We start from the raw sequence: 20,139 nt of genomic DNA on the forward strand, positions 1-20,139 counted from the left end.
TGCGGAAGTGGCTCAGCGGTAGAGCATCGCCTTGCCAAGGCGAGGGTCGCGGGTTCGATTCCCGTCTTCCGCTCCATTATTTTGGCGCCATAGCCAAGTGGTAAGGCAAAGCTCTGCAAAAGCTTTATCCCCAGTTCGAGTCTGGGTGGCGCCTCCACAAATTTTCATCCCATATATTATGTGCCCTTAGCTCAGCTGGATAGAGCGTTTGACTACGAATCAAAAGGTCAGGAGTTCGAATCTCTTAGGGCACGCCATATTTTTTCTAATTTGCCGGTGTGGCGGAATGGCAGACGCGCGCGACTCAAAATCGTGAGGGAAACCGTGGAGGTTCGAGTCCTCTCACCGGCACCATTTAGCTTATACTTAAAATGACTATTACGCTGATTGTACTTATGTACAATCAGCGTTTTTTTGTTTGATTGAAATGCTCCTTATCGTTGTAGTCTTTGTAAAATATAAATGTAAAAGACACTGACTGTTGGGATACAGAAAGCGTCTTTTTTTGTTTGAGCAAACATTACTGAAGACAGAAAAGTTTTGTTTGAGCAAACATTACTGAAGACAGAAAAGAGAGCCTTTGCAGGCTCTCCCTTAACGGTGTTTGATCGTTGAGTCTCTTCATATATCACACTTTACATCATTAGAATAACTTGGGCACCGCTAGTTTATGATCCTTTTTAAGGGATCATTACTTCGCGTGTGTGTTTCAGAGGTACTCTGCGACACAACCCCTCGCTTTCTTTTTAGCTAAGTGGTTAAATAAATTCCTCCTGTAGTCCAAGTACCAAATGGTCCAACGGAACCACACCTCTCTTCACACCGTCTATAATATAATGCACCAATAGAGCATCGAATATACATGCCGTCAAAAAAATAATGAAATAAGCTTTATTACATTAAGAAAAAAGGATGTCGCCTAGAGAAACTTTTTTATAATCGGGCAACGGAGGGGAGAAGGACATATTGTGACCATTGCATTCGATAACAATATACCGATATGGAGATCAAAAAAGAAATGGCCGGCGCGGGTATTAAAAGTATATGGTCGTAAAAAGCTTTGATAGACCAGCCTTTGACCGAAAGTTGGATGCGTGTTGTGATATAACGAGGAAAGCAGTATTATCGTGTCTACTCACCTCGTACGCGATATTGAACATATCTTTGATAAAGTCGTATTCATACGTGACGGGGAGATTGTGCTGTATGACGAGGTGGAGAACGTTCGTCACGCACATGGGAAGAGCATCGACGAGATGATTAAGGAGGTGTTTGGAGAAAGATTAAGCTGATCAATTCCGATTGGAAACGTAACTGCACTTTAATTCTCGGAACGCTTATTATTCTTATCGTCATACAAGCTGCTTTGACAATCGCTGGGGTGATGTAATTATTACCGTCTTAAGTATATTTGGCTACTCGATAGCCTCTATCATTCTGTTTATCAGCTGCTGCAAACTCTTCATAGTATCGGGGCAACGATTTTGCACAGTTGGATTATTGCTGTTCTAATAGGTCGATTCATACAACAATATTTTTAGCATTCACCGATTGGGATATTAAAGCTGTTATAGAAGCTATTGCAGAGGGTGATAGCTCCACCGTCTACCTCATACTTTTTTTTTATTTGGGCGAGCCAGCTAAACGCAATACGTTTAGCTGGCTCTTTTTAAAAGCATATGCAAACGCTATAGGGCGCTGCCGCCGAAGATAAAGCGATATTCCCAATGCTTGTTGTCAATACTGTCGATACGAACGCCGCCGCTTGCTTTCGAATAGGTATGAAGCATTTTACCGTTTCCTAAGTAAATCCCGACATGTGTAACCCTTTGCTTCGATTTATTAATGCGAGAGTAACTCGAAGCGGATGATCCGCGATAGGACATGAAGAACATAAGATCGCCGCGTTTAAGGCTTGTCCATTTCGTTTTGACAGCTGATTTTTTCTTCACGTATTCTGCTTGAGTAGCTGAGCTGCCCGGGATGTTGAGGCCGGCGCCTGTTCGAAGGATGAATTTTGTAAAGTCAGAGCAATCAAATGTTTTGGTCGTAGAACGATTGGATCCGAATTCATAGGGAGTCCCTAAGTATTTCATTCCAGTGGAAATCGACTTCTCAATGGATGAGGATGCCGCATAGGCTTGTCCGTCTATTGGAAGCGGGACAACTCCCGTACTGATCAGGGCGGTAGATAATAAACCGGTTACTATAAGTTTTTTGATGGATTTTGTATTCATGGTTATCGTTTGCACCTCCTGTACTGGTAATACCGTAACATAGGAGAATAACAAGTTTAAGCTGTAAAATATGGTTAAGTTCCACGATTGCCCCTAAAGGCTGGCTTCCGACTCGACTTAAGTCCAGTGTGAAAACCGCCGAAGGTCCGTTTTATAAAAGCGGAATTTGCTCTAAACTAAGTACATAAGCAAGAGCAACACGATAAGCAAGACAGAAATGAAAATAAAAAAAATTTAACGGTCGAAAGGAGTGGGAACTGAAGATGAATGGAAAGAGCGCTTTGGGTGTTTTGCTCGTAATCGTTGGCGGCATCGCAGTACTTAATTTTATCGGGATTAACTTCGGTGCGATAGTCGGATTTTTGCTCCCGTTTATTTTAATCGGACTCGGTGTAGTCGGATGGATGAACAGCAAAAAATGGATCGGCGGCATACTTATCGTTATTGGCGCAATGATGCTGATCGGCAAGCTCGGCGGAATTATTATGCTGCTGTTGGCAATCGGATTGATCGTAGTCGGGGTTGGCCTTTTCAAGAAAGACAAGCGCAGAGCTTACTAGCCGCTGCGAGTGATCATAGATAGGAGGACATGAAATGAGCATAATGAAGCGTGTGCGCGACATTACGGTCGCCACGTTAAATGAAAGATTAGAGAAAGCAGAGGATCCGGTTCGTATGATTGATCAATTTCTCTGGTCGACAAGAGAAGATATTATACAAGCCGAGAAGCTTTATCAGCAATATGCAGCTCACAGCAATCACCTGAAGGTTCAATGGCTGCAGGCGGAGCAGCAAAAGGAGCGGCGCGAGAATCAAGCGCTGACAGCGCTCAAAGCAGGCGAGGAGCAAATGGCTCGTATTGCGCTGCATGAGAAAGCGAGCTGCGAGGAGCGTTCGATTCAATACCGCGAGCTTTATGAGCAGAGCAGGCAAAATACATTGGATCTTGAAGAGCAGCTGCGCGAGATGCGCAGTGAGTACCAGACTGTCTATGACAAACGGGAATATTATGCGGCACGTATGGAGTCACTGAGACTTCAGCAGCGGATGAACAGCCGTTACAATGGAGGTTTCGGTGAGCAAGGCGTTCAACCGGGGGCTGTATTCAGAAGGCTGGAGGATCGCATCAGCGGGATGGAGCATGAGGCCAAGAGCTTGCGCGACATTCGCAGAATGGGGCAGGAATTCATATCCGAAGCGGGCCACACGGTTCAATCTGCGATAGAACGAGAGTTGGAGCAATTAAAGCGAAAGCTTGAGAAGGAAGGATGGTCATCTTGAAAAAACTATATCGTTCCTCGCGGGACAAGAAACTATTCGGCCTTTGCGGCGGCCTAGCTGAAATGTTAAACGTCGATGCGACACTTTTAAGGATCTTATTAGTCGTCGTAACTATTTTTACAAGCGGCGCCGTTATTCTGATCTATCTCATTGCGGGACTGGTTGTGCCGAAGGAGCCGCCGATTTATTCTAACTTTGGTCCAAATGGCTATGGCGGCGGCTATAATGCTGGCTTAGGCGGCAGCGGTGCAGGCTACGGAACGGAATCGCAGTTCGGCGGACCTTACAAAAACCCGCCGCAGCCGCAAGGCACTTGGAGTTCAACAGATGCAGGAGTAAATCCCGCTGCGTCATCGCAATTCGATAGCATGATGGATGATTTGGAGAAAAAAGCACTGCGTCGTGAAATTGAAGAATTGAAAGCCAAACTTGCTAAATACGAGAAGGGAGATTTTTAATATGGGAATTTTCAAACGCATGAAGGATATGACGAAGGCATCGGTAAATGAGGCATTGGACAAAATCGAAGATCCGATTATTATGCTTAACCAATACTTGCGGGACATGGAATCTGAGATTCATCAAGCAGAAGTAACCGTAGCGAAGCAAATGGCGAATGAGCGCCGCATGAAGCAACGTCTTGACGAGGCTGTGAGCAGCGTGGCTGATCGCGAATCCAAGGCGGAGGCTGCTTTGAGAGCCGGCCAAGAGGAGCTTGCTCGCAAGCTGCTGGAAGAGAAGGTTTATTTCGATCAGAAGGTAACGGAATATGCGGAGCTTCACGTACAGTCGAAGCAGCAGGCTGATGAGCTTCTACAGCAGCTGCACACGATGAAGGATGAGTTCTATCAGCTGCGCAACAAGCGCAACGAGCTTGCTTCCCGTGCACAGGTTGCGAAAGCACAAAAGCAAATGGCGCAATTGACTGCGAACCATACGATTGACAGCGGCTCTGCATCGCGCGGCTTCTACCGGATGGAGGAGAAAATTATGCAAATGGAGGCAGAAGCGGATGTGCTTCGCACACCACGCTCCTACAACGGTACAGCAGGCAGCTTTAACGCGGCAGATGCTGAGAAAAAGCTAAAGGTTGATGAGCAGCTGCAGGCGCTGAAGAGCAAGCTGAATACAGGCCCCTCTTTAAGCAAATCTTCAACTGAAGAATAGGCTGTAGAAGGATGGAAGAAGCGGACCGGCTGTTCGGTCTGCTCTTTCATGTTTTTTTGTATGTGAGATAACATGATCCGCTTACAATAAATTATAATAAGATACATAAGAGGATGTGAGCCGTATGGCGCAGGGGAAGCCGAGTGATCAATCTGATCATGCGGCCCGCAGACGAAATATAACGGAAACGATATTATGGCTGCTTATTATTATCAGCTTAGTCGTCATTGTGCTTCAAAGCATTGGTTATGTTGAGCTGTTTACGCTAAGCGGCAAATGGGCAGTTATTGGGCTGACGATTGTAGGGGCCGGTCTTGCGGCAGCTGCACTGAACGGCTATTTGGAAAATACCAAATTAAAGGAATCATTAAAGCGGCTTACGGAGCAGCAAATGAAACGTCGTTATGCCGTCACCTTGGATCATCATGAAACAGCGGATGGAAATATTGCGGAGCAGGAGCAGGTCGATCCTACCTGGACTGAGAAGGTTAAATTTACTGCTGTCATTGAGGAGCGCCAGCGATTGGCGCGTGAGCTGCACGATGCGGTCAGTCAGCAGCTGTTCGCGATTTCCATGACGGCGACGGCCGTAAGCCGAACGATAGAGCGGGATTGGGAGCGGGCGAAGCGTCAGGTTCAGCTAATTGAAGAGATGGCTGCCGTTGCGCAATCGGAAATGCGCGCGCTGCTGCTTCATCTTCGGCCGGTCCATTTGGATGGGAAGAACTTAGGGCAAGCGTTGGCTATTCTGGTGGAAGAGCTGAAGCAGAAAGTACCGATGACGATAACACTTGAAGTCGATGACACGATTGTGCTGAAGCCGCAGGCAGAGGACCATTTGTTCCGTATCGCGCAGGAGGCCTTGTCGAATACGCTTCGCCATTCGAAGGCGAACACAATGGAGATCAAGCTGCTGCACAGCGGGAATCAAGTAGAGCTGATCCTTCAGGACAGCGGCGTGGGCTTTGACCTCGAAGAGAAGAAGCAGACGTCCTATGGCTTGCTCACGATGGAAGAGCGGGTAAATGAGCTGGGTGGCTCGTTAAAAATGATATCCCGAGTAGGAGAAGGTACGCTCATTCATATTTGGGTGCCAATGGATGGACAACGTGAATCGAAAGGATAAGCGGGCTGGCTATAGGACAGTGATGATAAAAATAAGGACGGTGTAGGGTGTGGAGGCGATTGGGCAATTGAGTCAGCCGATTAAGGTATTGCTTGTCGATGATCATGAGATGGTGCGAATCGGACTAGCGGCGGTGCTGGACACGGAGGACGGGATAGAGGTTGTCGGCGAAGCCAGCAATGGTATGGACGGCATTCGATTGGCACAGGCGTACAAACCTGACGTTGTTTTGATGGATTTGGTGATGGAGGGTATGGATGGCGTCGAGACGACTGCGAAGCTGCTTGAGCTTTATCCCGAATGCAAAGTGATCGTATTGACCAGCTATTTGGATGACAGCAAGCTGTATCCGGTTATTGAAGCGGGTGCCTTCAGCTATTTGCTGAAAACGTCGCGGGCAACGGAAATTGCCGATGCGATACGTGCCGCGGCACGCGGCCAATCTGTGCTGGAGTCGCAGGTGGCAGCTAAAATGATGAATCGCTTCCGTCAGCCAAAGCAGCAGGAGCAGGCGCCCCTGCACGAGGAACTGACCGATCGGGAGATGGATGTACTTAAACGTGTAGCGCAGGGACTCTCAAATCAGGAAATCGCCGATGAGCTGTTTATTGGCGTCAAGACGGTAAAATTCCATATTACGAATATTTTTAATAAGCTTGAAGTGGATGACCGCACGCAGGCGGCTATCTATGCGCATAAGCAGGGAATTGCGGATTAAGAGTAAGGCTATTCATGCCGATGAACGGTAGCTGTTAAGTTCTATGTGTTGTTTATGAAGATGGCTTGTCGTTATGGTCTGCTAAGCTTCGTATGAGCTGGTACAGCTGTTCGGTTTGATTGATGTCGATGACCGGTATTGCTATATCTGCCGCAGCTGAGACGGCGTCAGGCCAGACCGCCGCTGCGAGCGGATTGGTTACATTTTGCAACAATTCCAGGTCTTTCGCTGATTGTATTGCGATGATCTTCGGGTAGGAGGCAGTCTTGAAGCCTTCGATCAAGATGACATCTGCATGCTGCAGCTGCGGGATCAATTGCTCAAGCGATTCGGTATGCTGCTTGATGATTGCCGTACGCCTCGATGATGTGATAGCTGTTACATCTGCTCCTGCCGCCTGATGCTTCCACGTATCGGTGCCAGGCGAATCCATCTGAAAATCATGCGCGTCATGCTTGATTGTGCCTACCTTATAGCCCGCTTGCTTAAAGCGTTCGATTAACCGGCAAACCAATGTGGTTTTGCCGGTGTTTTTGTATCCGACGATCTGGACGATAAGGGGAGTAAGAGAGAGAGTTGGCTGCATAGCTGGCTCCTTTGCGGTATGAGCGGGAAAGCAGAACACTCTTTCTGACGCTCATGCGAATGAATTGTCATTGTATTCAGTTTACCATACATAGTAAAATTAGCGATTATAGCAAGGTGGAGAAAAAGGACTTGGGGGTTATGCTATGTCTGAGCGTGCGGGAATGGATGGGGGAGCTGCTGCAGGTACAGGAGAAGATGCGCTTGCAGGGAATGTCCAAGCGCATGCGGAAGGGAAGGAGCGGCACAGCCGTTTTAACCGGCGGGCTGTGAAGGTTGACGAGGCGCAGCGGCGGGTGCTGGCGGCTGCCGACGAGCTGCGCTGCGGCATCGAGCTTGTGCCGCTGCGGGAAAGCGGCGGCCGCAGGCTTGCGCAGTCGCTGCATGCGACAAGCGACTGGCCGCCCTTCGCGCGCTCAGGACTTGACGGTTATGCCGTGCGCGCGGCAGATATCGCCGCAGCGTCGCCGGCATCTCCGGCGGCGCTGCGGGTCATTGACTCGATCGCGGCGGGCGGGCTCGCCCTCGCGACCGTAGAGAAGGGCACGGCCGCGCGCATTATGACCGGCGCGGCTGTGCCTGCAGGGGCGGACGCGGTCGTCATGCTAGAGCAGACCGCGGAAGCCGTTCTGGCCGATGGTTCGGCAGCGGTGCTGATTAAGCACGCAGGCCGGAGCGGCCAAAACATAGCGCCCCAAGGCGAGGAGTTTCGCCTTGGGGGCGTATGGGGTGTGCCCGGCACGGTGGTGCGGCCGGGCCATGTTGCGCTGCTAGGCACGTTCGGCTATGCCGAGGTGCCGGTACTGGCGCGCCCGCGCGCAGCGGTATTCGCAACCGGCAGCGAATTGCTGCCGGTTGCCGCTTCGCTTGCGCAGGGCCGAATCCGCGACAGCAACAGCTGGATGGTTGCGGCCATGCTGGAGCAAAGCGGGGCTGTGCCGATGCTGTGCGGCACACTTCCCGATGATCCTGCTGAGGTTGCGTCAGCGATTTCCCGCGTACTCGATGATACGGACCTCATCATTACGACCGGGGGTGTGTCCGTCGGAGACTTCGATGTCATGTCCGACATCATCCGCACCATTAAGAGCGAAGGCTGGTCAAGCAGGAAGCATGCTTCCGTTTGTGAACAATCCTCATATACTGGCAGCAGTGCAGAAGAGAGGCAATGGCCAAAAGCTGATCGAGCTGATGAAGAGGCGTCAAAAGGGTCAGCCCCAAGCCAAGTGCTGTTCGACCGCGTAGCGATGAGACCTGGAAGCCCAACCTCGGCTGCGGTCGTGGAAGGGAAGCTTCTGTTTGCCTTATCAGGAAATCCGGGCGCATGCTTTGTTGGCTTCGAGCTATTCGTCCGGCCAGCACTGCTAAGAATGCAAGGTGTCGAAGCTGCCAGGCCACGGACTGTCCATGCACAGCTGCTCCATGCGATAGACAAGCCAAGTCCGCATGATCGGTTTGTCAGGACACGCTTGCTCTATGAGACGGATGGACGGATATATGCTGACCCTCTAGCCTTCACCAAATCGAGTATGATGGCCTCTATCGCGGATGCTGAAGGGCTCGCTGTCATTCCATCAGGTCCTGACGGCGCTGCAGCCGGTGACATCATCGAAGTCATTCTTGTTCCATAAAATAATAAACCCTGAGCAGCCGCCGAGGGTTTATTTGTTGATGCTGTGTGAAGCGATTCATCATATTTTTACATTTATTGAAGGAATTTGATTTCGATTCATCGAATACAAATGATAGAATATCAGGAGAGCAGCTTAGCAAGAATGATACTGAGGTATAGCGTCAGTTTTATAAATATCGGTTCAAAATGAGCCCGACATGAGGAAGCGGCCAGTAGGATTGCATCGCGCCATAATACGCGCTGTAAGGGAGAGTGGACGATAAATAAGGCTGCACAAGGTCTGCTGTCGTCTGCTCGTCCGCATAGGTTAAAGCAGTCTTTAAGCCGTTCAGCATACCGTCAACGCCGAGCATCAGCTGCTTTAGGCGTCCGCTGTTACCCATTTGCTTTGACTCACCGTTCGATGCAATGATCCATTCGCCGAAGTCGCTGCTTCGGCGCAGACCAATCTCCCCGGCAGCAGGGTGGCGAAGTGCCAGCTCAACCGTTTCCCAAAGATCGGGCTTCAATTCGTCAGCGTGCTTCTTATAGATATACTCCAGCTGGTTAAGCAGCTCCGATAGTTGTTTTAAATGAGCATCGATTGGCTCGTTAAAATGAAGCTTGCGGCTTAGCTGCGAGGTGATCTGATCCAGCTTTTGCTGAGCTTTGTCCGCTAACCTAAACCACGTGGCAGCGCTGTCCGCAGCCTTAAGATAGATCTGGTTCCAGTCATCGTTGTAATCGGGCGGCTGCTGCGCTTCTCCGTCACGGTAAGGATAGTAACCATAAGGTGTAACGGCTTGTATTGGCGCGTACACCGTTGTTCGTTCAATAGGCCTGATCGAGCGTATGTATGATGTCATTTGAATCGCTCCTCTCTAGCTCCCATGGATTGCTGCTGCGTCAGCATACAATAGAATGGTTGAAAAGGCTGGCGAATACTGTCGCTGCAGATAAATCTATTATTAGACAAAAGCGGCCCCTCTCTGCAGAGCTGCGCCGCTTCGACCACTACAGCAGTAAAAATAGTAATGCGATTGCCGCTAAATCAAGCGCTACCGCTCCGCCCCACGGATAGTAAGGCTGTGGATTGTAATAGTAGGGATCATAAGGATAAGACTGTGTTTGCAGCTGCGTCTTTTCAGTCTTAGCGACCTTTGGGTTATTTTCTTTCTTATATTTACCGCCTTTTTTCTTTTTTGAAACCGCAGGCTGAGCCTTTTTCAGCATCGCCTCTGGTCCGCCATCCCTATCTGCGTTAAGCAGCAGCTTGCCGCCGCGGCAGGAGCTTAGTATACCAATGTGGCGAGAGCCATCATTCATGACGACGCATACAGGCATTCCGCAAAACTGTTGCACAACATCCTCATGCAACGGATATATTTGCTTCATTTGTTTTGTGACACCTCCTGCAACCAATATATTCATCTACAGGCAAACATGTATGGTTAAATACCCATCTTGACAAAATAGGAGAGTGAAAGAATGTACATGCCCAAGGAAGCAATACCCGTCAAAAAACGGCTGTCTGCGCAGAGTCGCTCTAAACGAACGAGAATTGGCGTGCTGCTTGCTCTGCTTGTCCTCATTTTTGGCGGTGTATGGGCATTATGGGTCGAGAAAAACGAAATAAGAGCCGAGACATCGGCAGAGGAAATGCTTCAGCATGATTTGGAAATATTATGGAGATGGAGCGATGATCAGCTGACGAGCGGCTCGAGCAATGGGAGGTGGACGATCCGCTGGGACGTAACGGGGAAACAGGGGATGAAGGATGCTCTGGTATCGAAGCTTTTTAAAGATGAAGAAGGAAGAGCTATTGAAAAGCTCATTCATAATGATGGAAATTCCGTTACAGGCGATGTCCCTTCTTACGGGGGACGAATTTCAGTTAACCTCGTAGAGAAAAACGATAGTCAAGAGCAGCTTATGCTGCTGCTGGAAACGGACAAAATACGGGATAAAGGCTCTTTGCTGAAAGCAGCAGCTGCGGTATCGGAGAAGCTGGTCGATAGTGAAGCTGTATTTACGAGCAGTATGAAGGTACAGGGCTTTGCGGCAAATGCGAACCCAGCAAACGATTTTCTGGTTTTGTCGAATGCCAAAGCCATCGATCGCTACGAGGACGAAGGAACAATTAGCGAAACCTTCTATACAGGCAAGCTCCGTTCCGCTATCGATTTTGAGGGAAAAACAGCGAATATTCAAATCGCTGTTCACGAGGAAGCAGAAACAAATAAGAGCCTTCTAACGATCGGAATTCCGCTAATCACGGGCGATTACAGCTTTGTGCAATTTGATGAACGATAACGAACGTTGAACATAACAATTGTACATTGAGGCTCTAGCAGCGCTAATTAGAAGAATTTACGTTCCTTATCAGTATTTTTTATGACGAGTTGAATAGCGAATTAAGGTTGAATATGATAAACTACATACCATGCAAAGCAGTATCAAAATACATAGGAAAGAATGAGGCAAATGACCTATACGAATAATCTTGAATCCGTCTCCGCAGAGGGCGCTGTATACTATCTGTTCGGAGCAACAGGCGATTTGGCACGGCGCAAGCTGTTTCCAGCCCTTTTCAGTTTATATAAAGAAGGCAAGCTTTCGGAAAACTTTGCCGTTGTTGGACTAGCTCGCCGTCCTCGTACCAATGAACAATTCCGTGAGGACCTGTACCAATCGATCGTTGAATTTTGTCGCTACAAGGCAGATGATGCTGAGCTTTGGAACCGTTTTGCGGAGCATTTCGTTTACATGTCGCTAGATATTAACGATGTCGAAGGCTTCCGCGAGCTTAGCCGCTTGTCGGAGCAGCTGGATACGAGGTTCAACATTCCAGGCAACCGTTTATTTTATTTAGCGCTTGCTCCGTCGCTGTTCGGACCTGTTTCGTTCAATCTTCGCGATGGCGGGCTGCTGGAATCGAATGGCTGGCACCGCGTTGTCATTGAGAAGCCGTTCGGCTACGATCTTCCGTCTGCTCAGAAGCTGAACGAGCAGATCAACCAAGTGTTCAAGGAAGAAGAAATTTATCGCATTGACCACTACCTGGGCAAGGAAATGGTTCAAAATATTCAAGTTATCCGTTTTGCCAATGCCTTTTTCGAGCCTTTGTGGAACAACAACCATATTGCGAACGTACAAATTACGCTTTCGGAAACGGTTGGGGTAGAGGATCGCGGCGGTTATTATGACAAATCGGGTGCACTGCGCGACATGGGGCAGAACCATATGCTTCAAATGCTGACGATGATTGCAATGGAGCCGCCTAGCCGTCTTCACGGCGAAGATATTCGCGACGAGAAGGTAAAGGTGCTGCGCTCGCTTCGCAATTACACATCCAGCGAGGATGTTCGCGAGAAGGTTGTTCGCGGTCAATACAGCGAGGGCAGCTTTAGGGGCAAGGAGCTTCCAGGCTATCGTCAAGAGGATTCCGTCAATGAAGAATCGACGACAGAAACTTATTTTGCCGCAAAGGTATTCGTGGATAATTTCCGCTGGGCAGGCGTGCCGTTCTACATTCGTACAGGCAAGCGCCTACCGGTCAAAACGACAGAGGTTGTCATTGAATTCAAATCAATGCCTCAAAATGTTCTGTTCGCTCAGCGTCATGATTTGGCGCCGAACCTGCTCGTTATTCGCGTAAATCCGCTTGAGGGCATATATATTAAAGTAAACGCAAAAACGCCTGGCGAGAATAATTCCGTACAGCCTGTAGCGATGGAGTTCTGCCAGAGCTGCCAAGTCGGCATTAACACGCCTGAGGCCTATGAGCGTCTCATTCATGATGCGGCTCGCGGCGATTCTACTTATTTCACGCGCTGGGACGAGGTTTCTCAGGCATGGGCGTTCGTGGACCGCATTGCGCAGGCATGGCGCGAAGACAAAAACGATTTGAAGCATTATCCGGCTGGATCCTGGGGTCCGGAAGCAGCGAATGAGCTGCTGGCTGAGGACGGCTTCCGCTGGTGGCCGGTGAACGGACAAGAGGAAGATAACGTTATATGGGTGTCGAACAGCGGGAAATAAGCGCTGACGAATGCCCTGTTTAATGAAGGGAAGGCAAGCATGAGCCAATCGTTACGTAATGAAATTAAACAGGAAGTAGATAAGCGCCGAACGTTCGCTATTATCTCACACCCTGACGCAGGTAAAACGACTTTAACAGAGAAGCTCCTCCTATTCGGAGGGGCTATTCGGCTTGCAGGGTCTGTTAAAGCTCGCAAAGCGAGCCGTCACGCTACATCCGACTGGATGGAAATTGAGAAGCAGCGTGGAATCTCGGTTACGTCGAGCGTAATGCAATTCGACTATCTGGGGCATCGCGTCAATATTCTGGATACCCCGGGTCACCAGGATTTCAGCGAGGACACTTACCGGACATTGACCGCAGCCGATAGCGCGGTCATGCTTATCGACGTTGCCAAGGGCGTGGAGGCGCAGACGATCAAGCTGTTTCAGGTTTGCCGCAAGCGCGGTATTCCGATCTTTACATTCATTAACAAGCTGGACCGCGAAGGCCAAAGTCCGTTCGAGCTCATGGAAGAGCTGGAGCGGGTGCTTGGCATCCGTTCGGTTCCAATGAACTGGCCAATCGGCATGGGCCGCGAATTGTGTGGCGTATACGACCGGATGAAAAATCAGGTCGAGCTGTTCCAAGGCAATGATCATTCGACAATTGAAGTTCGTCCGGTAAATGATTATAACGATCCGGTCATTCGTGAGATGGCTGGCGATTATTTGACCGACCAGCTAATCGGCGATCTGGAATTGCTTGATGTAGCCGGCGATCAATTTGATTTCGACAAGGTGCGTGCGGGCGAGCTGACGCCGGTGTTTTTCGGAAGCGCGGTGAACAACTTCGGCGTGCAGACCTTCCTTGAGAATTTCCTGGAGCTGGCGCCTAAACCGACCTCGCGAAACAGTACGACCGGCGTGGTTGAACCAACAGATGAGAAGTTCAGCGGGTACGTATTCAAAATTCAAGCGAATATGAATCCGGCGCATCGCGACCGGATCGCGTTCCTCCGCATTTGCTCCGGCCGCTTCGAGCGGGGCATGAGCGTGCGCCATGTGCGCAACGGGAAGGACATTAAGCTGGCGCAGCCGCAGCAGTTCCTTGCGCAGGATCGGGATATTGTCGATACCGCTTATCCGGGTGATATTATTGGACTATTCGATCCGGGTATTTTCCGAATCGGCGACTCCTTGTCGCAGGGCTCGGAGATCGTATTCGATGAGCTGCCGACGTTCTCGCCGGAAATTTTTGCTAAAGTTACCGTGAAAAACGCTTTAAAGCATAAGCAATACCAGAAGGGGATCGATCAGCTGACCGAGGAGGGCACCATCCAGGTGTTTCATTCTACGGGCAACTTTGACGAGACGATTCTGGGTGTTGTCGGACATCTGCAGTTCGAGGTGTTCGAGCATCGGATGAAGGCGGAATACGGCGTTGATATTCAGCTGCACCGGATGCAATTCCAGTTCGCGCGCTGGATCGTCGATGATAAGATCGACCCGGGTAAGTTCCGGATCAATACGACACTCGTGAAGGACAAGAAGGGCAATTATGTCGTCTTGTTCGAGAACGAGTATGCGATGCGGACGGCAATAGACAAAAATCCGACCTCAAAGTTTTTGGAAACCGCGCCTTAATCGCAAGGCAGCAGATCATATCAGGCATCCTCAGCTTAAAAAGCGCATCCGCGCTTGGACTGAGGATGTCTTTTTGCCTTTCTATGGTTGAGTGCCGCGAGAGCTGGTTATAGTTTAAGAGAGCAAGGATAGAAGAACAGAAGTGCTAAATGTTCACTTTACTCGTATAATAAAAGGATAAATGATGAATAGGTGGCTAGGCATTCATGAAAACAATTATGTTCACCGGCGGCGGCTCAGCCGGTCATGTTACTGTAAATTTGGCCTTAATCCCGCGTTTTCTCGAACAGGGCTGGTCGGTACAATATATTGGATCGGAGAACGGCATCGAACGCAAGCTTATCGCTGCGCTTCCGGAAGTAAAGTATCATGCGATCGCGACGGGCAAGCTAAGAAGGTATTTGGATATTCAAAATATAAAGGACCCTTTCAAGGTAATAAAAGGATTGTATCAGGCTTATCAGCTTATCAAGCAGAACAAGCCTAATGTTATTTTCTCCAAGGGCGGCTTTGTTTCGGTACCCGTGGTCATCGGGGCATGGCTCAATAAAGTGCCGCTTCTTATCCATGAATCCGATTTGACGCCGGGCCTTGCCAATCGGATTTCGATCCCTTTTGCGACAGGTGTATGTACAACATTCCCGGAAACGGGCGGTATGCTGAAATCTGAAAAATACCGTCATGTGGGTGCTGTCATTCGGGAGGAAGTGAAGCAGGGGGATGCTGAGCACGGAAGAGCCCTCTGCGGATTTACCCGAAGTAAGCCTGTCATTCTGGTCATGGGGGGCAGTCTGGGCTCGCGTAAAATTAATCAAACGGTGAGGAATGCTCTGACCCGCTTAACGAAGCAATTTCAAATTGTTCATCTGTGCGGTAAAAACCAAGTCGATCCCGCGATTACGACGCCAGGCTATAAGCAATTCGAATATGTGAACGAACAGCTGCCGGATGTGCTGGCGATGGCGGATCTTGTCGTATCACGCGCAGGTTCAAACTCCATATTCGAGTTTTTGGCGCTCAAGAAGCCGATGCTGCTTATACCGCTGACGAAGGAGCAGAGCAGAGGGGATCAAATTTTAAATGCGCAATCCTTTGAGAAATCGGGTTATTGCGACGTGTTGTACGAGGAGAAGCTGACGGCCGATTCGTTGATCGACGGCGTTGAGCGTTTGTACCAAAAACGTGATTTATTCATGCAGACGATGAGCGAGAGTGAGGAGACGAACGCTCTGACCGCTGTTTATGATTGGATAAACGAGATCGCGAGGAAGTAAGGTGTCACTTTAAGGCATATCAACATAAGGAATAAAGAAAGCGATCTGAAACGTGTGGGTAACGTTAAGGATCGCTTTTACTTGTTTAATACAAAGCAAGAAGTTTATTGACGATGAACCGTTTTCATGCCATAATGTACGCGTGTACATAATAATGAGTTATACACCATGGCATATAACTGATCAGGAGGCTACCGATCATTAGCAGGAAAGAAGTGGCGAAGCTGGCCGGCGTCTCGGAGGCGACTGTTTCCAGAGTATTGAACAATGTCGGTCCGATAAAAGAGGAGACCCGTGAACGTGTACTGCAGGCTGCAGCCGAGCTGGGTTACGTCCCGAATGCGCTCGCGCAGCAATTTGCCCGGCGGAAGAGCGGTAATATTGGCGTTATATTACCGTTCGTGCCTAAGGTTCATCTGTTCTCGACCTATTATTTCTCGGAAATTTTAAGCGGGATCGGCGAGACGGTTAGACGCTTCGGGTATGATCTGCTGCTCATTTTTAAGGAGCCGGATGGCGTGAGGGATTATGCAAAGCTGTTCCGAACGCAGAAGATTGATGCGTGCATTGTGCTCGGCTCGCAAAATGTGCCCGAGGAACGTGCCGCGCTGGCGGAGCTGAAAGCGGGAGGCTTCCCGTTCTGCCTTGTGAATCAGCGATTTGACGAGGAGCAATATGTGACGGTTGATGCTGATCATTTGACGGGGAGCATGGATGCCGTCCGGCATTTGGTGCAGCAGGGTAAGCGAAGGGTTGCATTCGTAAATGGTCCCGCTCAGTATTCGAACAGCTCCGACCGATTGCATGGCTACCGGGCTGCGCTTCAGGAGGCGGGCATCGCTTACGACGATGAGCTGGTCTTTGTCGGCAATTACAGTCGGAAAAGCGGCTTTGAGCTGGCGGAGAAAATGGCACAGCAGATTCGCAGCGGTACGATTGAAGCGGTATTCGCCGCTAATGATCGCATGGCGATCGGGCTTATGCAGGGACTCCGAGAGCAGGGGCTTGAGGCGGGACAGCAATATGCGCTCGTCGGCTATGATGATTCGGACGGCTCGCGCATTATTAGTCCGCGTCTGTCGACGGTAGCGGTGCCCTTTTATGAAATGGGAAGACTGGCCGCGACCAGGCTGCTGGATGCAGGGCATAAGGAAAAGGCGAAGACGGGGGAAATGGAAATGCTGCCCGTCAGCTTCATTCAAAGAGAAACATCTTAATTTACGGGAGGCGGAAATTCGATGGATCAAGTTAGAGTGGGTATGGTTGGCTATAAGTTTATGGGAAAGGCGCATAGTAACGCGTATCGTGCGCTTCCGATGTTTTTTTCAAACTCGATTAAGCCCGTGATGAAAGCCATATGCGGACGTGATCCGCAGGGTCTCGAGCAAGCGAGAGCGCAATTCGGCTGGGAAAGCTCGGAGACGGATTGGCGGAAGCTGGTTGCGCGCGAGGATATCGATCTGATTGATATTAACGCTCCAAGCGATGCGCATAAGGAAATTGCGCTTGCTGCGGCTGCAGCAGGCAAGCATCTGTTCTGTGAGAAGCCTTTAGCCCTTACGCTTGAGGATTCGCGTGAAATGCTGGAAGCGGCGGAGAAGGCCGGCGTGAAGCATATGGTTGGCTTTAACTACCGTTTTGCTCCCGCGGTGCAGCTGGCGAAAAAGCTTGTAGAGGAAGGCCGAATCGGCCAAATATATCATTTCCGCGCAGTATTCCTGCAGGACTGGATTATTGATCCAAGCTTCCCGCTCGTATGGCGTCTGCAGAAGGAAATTGCGGGCTCCGGCTCGCATGGCGATCTAGGCGCGCATCTCATTGATATGGCCCGCTTTCTTGTCGGCGAGTTCAATGAGGTCATTGGCATGAGCGAGACGTTCATTAAGGAGCGTCCGATAGCTTCTGCGATGACGGGACTGAGCGCCAAAGGCAGCGAGGATGGTCCTCGCGGTGAGGTTACCGTTGATGATGCAACATTGTTTATGACCCGGTTCGAGAACGGGGCGCTCGGGAGCTTCGAGGCGACCCGTTTCGCTGCAGGCCATCGCTGCACGAACGGCTTCGAAATCAATGGCAGCAAGGGCAGCATCAAGTTCGATTTCGAGCGGATGAATGAGCTTCAGGTTTATTTTACCGACGATGCGGAGGATGTGCAGGGCTTCCGCCGCGTGCTGGCGACGGATCCGTCTCATGCTTATATGGATGCATGGTGGCCGGCAGGTCACACGATCGGTTACGAGCATACGTTTACACATGAGGTGCACGAGCTGATGCAGGCGTTCGCGGAGGACCGTCAGCCGGTGCCAAACTTCGTGGACGGGGTGAAATGCCAAGAGGTGCTGGAAGCGGTTGAGCGTTCCATCGAGGAACGCCGCTGGGTCGCCATTAGTGAATTGTTATAATAGAAGGTTAAATCATTCAAGCAGTGGAGAGGCAGGTACCAAGCAATGAAAAAAGCATTAATCGTATGGGGCGGCTGGGATGGTCATCAGCCTAAGGAAGTTGCTGAGATTTTCCGACAGGTGCTCGTCTCTGAGAACTTTGAAGTCGAGGTGTCTGATACGCTTGAAGCGTTTGCGGATGCGGAGAAGCTGAAAGGATTGGATCTGATCGTTCCGGTATGGACCATGGCTCGAATTGATCAGAAGCTGGTCGACAACGTATCTGCAGCTGTGCAAAGCGGCGTAGGCCTAGCAGGCTGCCACGGCGGCATGTGCGATGCTTTTCGCGAAAATGTGGATTGGCAGTTCATGACCGGCGGACAATGGGTTGCGCATCCCGGCAATGACGGTGTTGAATACACGGTCAATATCAGCTACTCGTCCAGCCCGCTAACAGCAGGCATCGAGGACTTCGTCGTGAAATCGGAGCAGTATTATTTGCATGTGGATCCTGCGGTGGAAGTGCTGGCAACGACACGGTTTCCGTTAACGCCTGGGCCTCACTCCTTAAACAAAGCAGTAGATATGCCGGTGGTGTGGACGAAGCGCTGGGGTGTAGGAAGAGTTTATTACAACTCCCTTGGTCATCAAGCGAATATTATGGAAATTGCGACGGTGAAGGAGCTGATGCGTCGCGGGTTCCTCTGGTGCGCGGAAGGCAAATCGCTGGCTGTGGCTGCAGGAACGGGTGCTGCGGCTTACAGCGGAATGGCGGATAATCAGCTTTAAGCAACAAATGCAGTGACATATTATAACCATTTCAGGTATGGGGCGAGGGACGAACAAGCATGAATAAAATAAAAGCAGGCGTTATTGGAACGGGTAATATTAGCGGAATCTATTTTGAGAATGGCAACCGGTTTGATGCGCTTCAGGTTGTTGCTTGCGCGGATTTGGATGTTGATCGGGCAAGAGCAAGAGGCGAGGAATTTGGCGTCCGGGGCTGCTCCGTGGAGGAGCTGCTTGCTGATCCGGAAATCGAAATGATTATTAATCTTACAATCCCTCAAGCACACGCTTCCGTTTGCTTGAAAGCGCTTGAAGCGGGTAAGCATGTATATGTGGAGAAACCATTCGCGGTAACGCGTGAGGAAGCGCAGGAGGTACTGCTGCTTGCTCAAAGGAAAGGGCTACTTGTAGGCAGCGCGCCGGATACATTCCTTGGCGGCGGCATTCAGACAAGTATTAAGCTGATCGAGGATGGCTGGATCGGCACCCCGATTGGAGCCACAGCTTTCATGGTCGGAGGAGGCCACGAAAGCTGGCACCCTGCGCCGGAATTTTATTACAAAAAAGGCGGCGGCCCGATGTTCGATATGGGGCCTTATTATTTGACGGCATTGGTTGCGATGCTCGGACCAATTACGCGCGTAACGGGTTCGGCTCGTATTTCGTATCCGGAGAGAACGATTACTAGCCAGCCGAAATCCGGACAAAAGATTCGGGTTGAGGTGCCGACGCATATCGCTGGAGTGATGGATTTTTCTTCCGGCGTAATCGGCACGCTGCTGACAAGCTTCGATGCGAAGGGCGGCTCGACGCTGCCTCGCATCGAAGTATACGGCAGCGGGGGTACAATGCTGGTGCCGGATCCGAATAACTTTGGCGGCAATATTCAAATTTGCCGTGCAGGCAGCAGGGAGTGGTCGGATATTCCGCTGGCTTACGGATATACGGAAAATGCCCGCGGCGTAGGCGCTGCCGATATGGCGAAAGCGATCCAAACCGGCCGCAAGCACCGTGCGAACGGAGAACTTGCTTATCATGTGCTTGAAGCGATGCATGGCTTCCATGATGCTTCGGAGCAAGGCGTACACTATGTGATGAAGAGTACCTGCGAGCGCCCCGCGCTGCTGCCGTTGGGCCTGCAGCCATACTGCTTGGACTAATAGTATAGGTGCATCAGCTCTGTAGGAAGAGCGGCAATAAAAAACAGCAGGCGGTCATTGAAGTGACCCCAAAAAGTTAGACATCTATATTTAGGCAACCTGTTCGGCATGAGTTCGGTATTGTACCGGACTCATGCCTTTT

19 protein-coding genes, 4 tRNA genes and 1 pseudogene are annotated in these 20,139 nt (G+C 50.2%); 20 read left to right on the forward strand and 4 right to left on the reverse strand.

Going from position 1 to position 20,139, the window contains the following annotated elements:
- Window position 1 precedes the first annotated feature (1 nt).
- The 5 genes and pseudogenes from ACO9K6_RS20440 to ACO9K6_RS20460 form a co-directional block, all read left to right on the forward strand.
- Window positions 2-76, forward strand: a tRNA-Gly gene (locus tag ACO9K6_RS20440).
- A gap of 7 nt (window positions 77-83) precedes the next feature.
- Window positions 84-157: transfer RNA gene (locus tag ACO9K6_RS20445), tRNA-Cys, on the forward strand.
- Between the two features lie 23 nt (window positions 158-180).
- Window positions 181-257, forward strand: a tRNA-Arg gene (locus ACO9K6_RS20450).
- 15 nt (window positions 258-272) lie between these two features.
- A tRNA-Leu gene (locus tag ACO9K6_RS20455) sits at window positions 273-354 on the forward strand.
- 749 nt (window positions 355-1,103) lie between these two features.
- Window positions 1,104-1,292, forward strand: a pseudogene (locus tag ACO9K6_RS20460) (ABC transporter ATP-binding protein); the annotation flags it as partial.
- A 396-nt stretch (window positions 1,293-1,688) separates the two neighbouring features.
- Here ACO9K6_RS20460 and ACO9K6_RS20465 read toward each other — a convergent pair.
- Window positions 1,689-2,237 (reverse strand): C40 family peptidase, encoded by a 549-nt coding sequence (locus ACO9K6_RS20465; RefSeq protein WP_424769377.1) that lies wholly within the window; start codon window positions 2,235-2,237, stop codon window positions 1,689-1,691.
- 263 nt (window positions 2,238-2,500) lie between these two features.
- Between ACO9K6_RS20465 and ACO9K6_RS20470 the strand changes: the two genes are divergently transcribed.
- The 6 genes from ACO9K6_RS20470 (at window position 2,501) to ACO9K6_RS20495 (ending at window position 6,529) form a co-directional block, all read left to right on the forward strand.
- Window positions 2,501-2,797, forward strand: a complete 297-nt coding sequence (locus ACO9K6_RS20470) for a LiaF transmembrane domain-containing protein (RefSeq protein ID WP_424769378.1) — start codon at window positions 2,501-2,503, stop codon at window positions 2,795-2,797.
- 34 nt (window positions 2,798-2,831) lie between these two features.
- Window positions 2,832-3,518 (forward strand): PspA/IM30 family protein, encoded by a 687-nt coding sequence (locus ACO9K6_RS20475; protein WP_424769379.1) that lies wholly within the window; start codon window positions 2,832-2,834, stop codon window positions 3,516-3,518.
- Entirely contained in the window at window positions 3,506-3,976 is a 471-nt protein-coding gene (locus ACO9K6_RS20480) for a PspC domain-containing protein (protein WP_424769380.1), read from the forward strand. The genes ACO9K6_RS20475 and ACO9K6_RS20480 overlap by 13 nt, the downstream gene beginning before the upstream one ends.
- A gap of 1 nt (window position 3,977) precedes the next feature.
- Window positions 3,978-4,685, forward strand: a complete 708-nt coding sequence (locus ACO9K6_RS20485; RefSeq protein ID WP_424769381.1) for a PspA/IM30 family protein — start codon at window positions 3,978-3,980, stop codon at window positions 4,683-4,685.
- 124 nt (window positions 4,686-4,809) lie between these two features.
- Window positions 4,810-5,811, forward strand: coding sequence for a sensor histidine kinase (locus ACO9K6_RS20490; protein ID WP_424769382.1), 1,002 nt, complete (start codon window positions 4,810-4,812; stop codon window positions 5,809-5,811).
- A 67-nt stretch (window positions 5,812-5,878) separates the two neighbouring features.
- Window positions 5,879-6,529 carry a response regulator transcription factor gene (locus tag ACO9K6_RS20495; RefSeq protein ID WP_424769383.1) on the forward strand — a complete coding sequence of 217 codons (651 nt, stop codon included), beginning with the start codon at window positions 5,879-5,881 and terminating at the stop codon, window positions 6,527-6,529.
- A 52-nt stretch (window positions 6,530-6,581) separates the two neighbouring features.
- On the opposite strand, the gene mobB is transcribed toward ACO9K6_RS20495, so the two are convergent.
- A complete protein-coding gene (mobB, locus tag ACO9K6_RS20500) occupies window positions 6,582-7,115 on the reverse strand; it encodes a molybdopterin-guanine dinucleotide biosynthesis protein B (RefSeq protein ID WP_424769384.1) in 534 nt (177 codons plus the stop codon).
- 145 nt (window positions 7,116-7,260) lie between these two features.
- Here mobB and ACO9K6_RS20505 point away from each other — a divergent pair, with 145 nt between their 5' ends.
- Window positions 7,261-8,745: a molybdopterin molybdotransferase MoeA gene (locus ACO9K6_RS20505; RefSeq protein WP_424769385.1), complete on the forward strand. Its 1,485-nt coding sequence runs from the start codon at window positions 7,261-7,263 to the stop codon at window positions 8,743-8,745.
- A gap of 169 nt (window positions 8,746-8,914) precedes the next feature.
- Here the strand turns inward: ACO9K6_RS20505 and ACO9K6_RS20510 are convergent, their stop codons facing one another.
- Both ACO9K6_RS20510 and ACO9K6_RS20515 read right to left on the reverse strand, forming a co-directional pair.
- Window positions 8,915-9,592 (reverse strand): hypothetical protein, encoded by a 678-nt coding sequence (locus tag ACO9K6_RS20510; protein WP_424769386.1) that lies wholly within the window; start codon window positions 9,590-9,592, stop codon window positions 8,915-8,917.
- Between the two features lie 148 nt (window positions 9,593-9,740).
- Complete coding sequence (locus tag ACO9K6_RS20515) at window positions 9,741-10,121, reverse strand: hypothetical protein (protein WP_424769387.1); 381 nt, start codon at window positions 10,119-10,121, stop codon at window positions 9,741-9,743.
- Window positions 10,122-10,214: 93 nt separating this feature from the next.
- Here ACO9K6_RS20515 and ACO9K6_RS20520 point away from each other — a divergent pair, with 93 nt between their 5' ends.
- The 8 genes from ACO9K6_RS20520 to ACO9K6_RS20555 all read left to right on the forward strand — a co-directional run bounded on the left by ACO9K6_RS20520 (window position 10,215) and on the right by ACO9K6_RS20555 (window position 19,997).
- On the forward strand, window positions 10,215-11,039 hold the full coding sequence (locus ACO9K6_RS20520) for a YwmB family TATA-box binding protein (RefSeq protein ID WP_424769388.1): 825 nt from the start codon (window positions 10,215-10,217) through the stop codon (window positions 11,037-11,039).
- Window positions 11,040-11,210: 171 nt separating this feature from the next.
- A complete protein-coding gene (gene zwf / locus ACO9K6_RS20525; RefSeq protein WP_424769389.1) occupies window positions 11,211-12,767 on the forward strand; it encodes a glucose-6-phosphate dehydrogenase in 1,557 nt (518 codons plus the stop codon).
- A gap of 39 nt (window positions 12,768-12,806) precedes the next feature.
- The gene (locus ACO9K6_RS20530; RefSeq protein WP_424769390.1) at window positions 12,807-14,393 is read left to right on the forward strand and encodes a peptide chain release factor 3; all 1,587 of its coding nucleotides are present in this window, start codon (window positions 12,807-12,809) and stop codon (window positions 14,391-14,393) included.
- Window positions 14,394-14,599: 206 nt separating this feature from the next.
- On the forward strand, window positions 14,600-15,667 hold the full coding sequence (locus tag ACO9K6_RS20535; protein ID WP_424769391.1) for an undecaprenyldiphospho-muramoylpentapeptide beta-N-acetylglucosaminyltransferase: 1,068 nt from the start codon (window positions 14,600-14,602) through the stop codon (window positions 15,665-15,667).
- 215 nt (window positions 15,668-15,882) lie between these two features.
- A complete protein-coding gene (locus tag ACO9K6_RS20540) occupies window positions 15,883-16,884 on the forward strand; it encodes a LacI family DNA-binding transcriptional regulator (protein WP_424769392.1) in 1,002 nt (333 codons plus the stop codon).
- Between the two features lie 21 nt (window positions 16,885-16,905).
- Window positions 16,906-18,069, forward strand: a complete 1,164-nt coding sequence (locus tag ACO9K6_RS20545; protein ID WP_424769393.1) for a Gfo/Idh/MocA family protein — start codon at window positions 16,906-16,908, stop codon at window positions 18,067-18,069.
- Between the two features lie 45 nt (window positions 18,070-18,114).
- Window positions 18,115-18,837, forward strand: coding sequence for a ThuA domain-containing protein (locus ACO9K6_RS20550; RefSeq protein WP_424769394.1), 723 nt, complete (start codon window positions 18,115-18,117; stop codon window positions 18,835-18,837).
- Window positions 18,838-18,896: 59 nt separating this feature from the next.
- Window positions 18,897-19,997, forward strand: a complete 1,101-nt coding sequence (locus ACO9K6_RS20555) for a Gfo/Idh/MocA family protein (RefSeq protein WP_424769395.1) — start codon at window positions 18,897-18,899, stop codon at window positions 19,995-19,997.
- Window positions 19,998-20,139: the final 142 nt, after the last annotated feature.

Source organism: Paenibacillus praedii (assembly GCF_049725345.1).
Lineage (GTDB): Bacteria > Bacillota > Bacilli > Paenibacillales > Paenibacillaceae > Pristimantibacillus.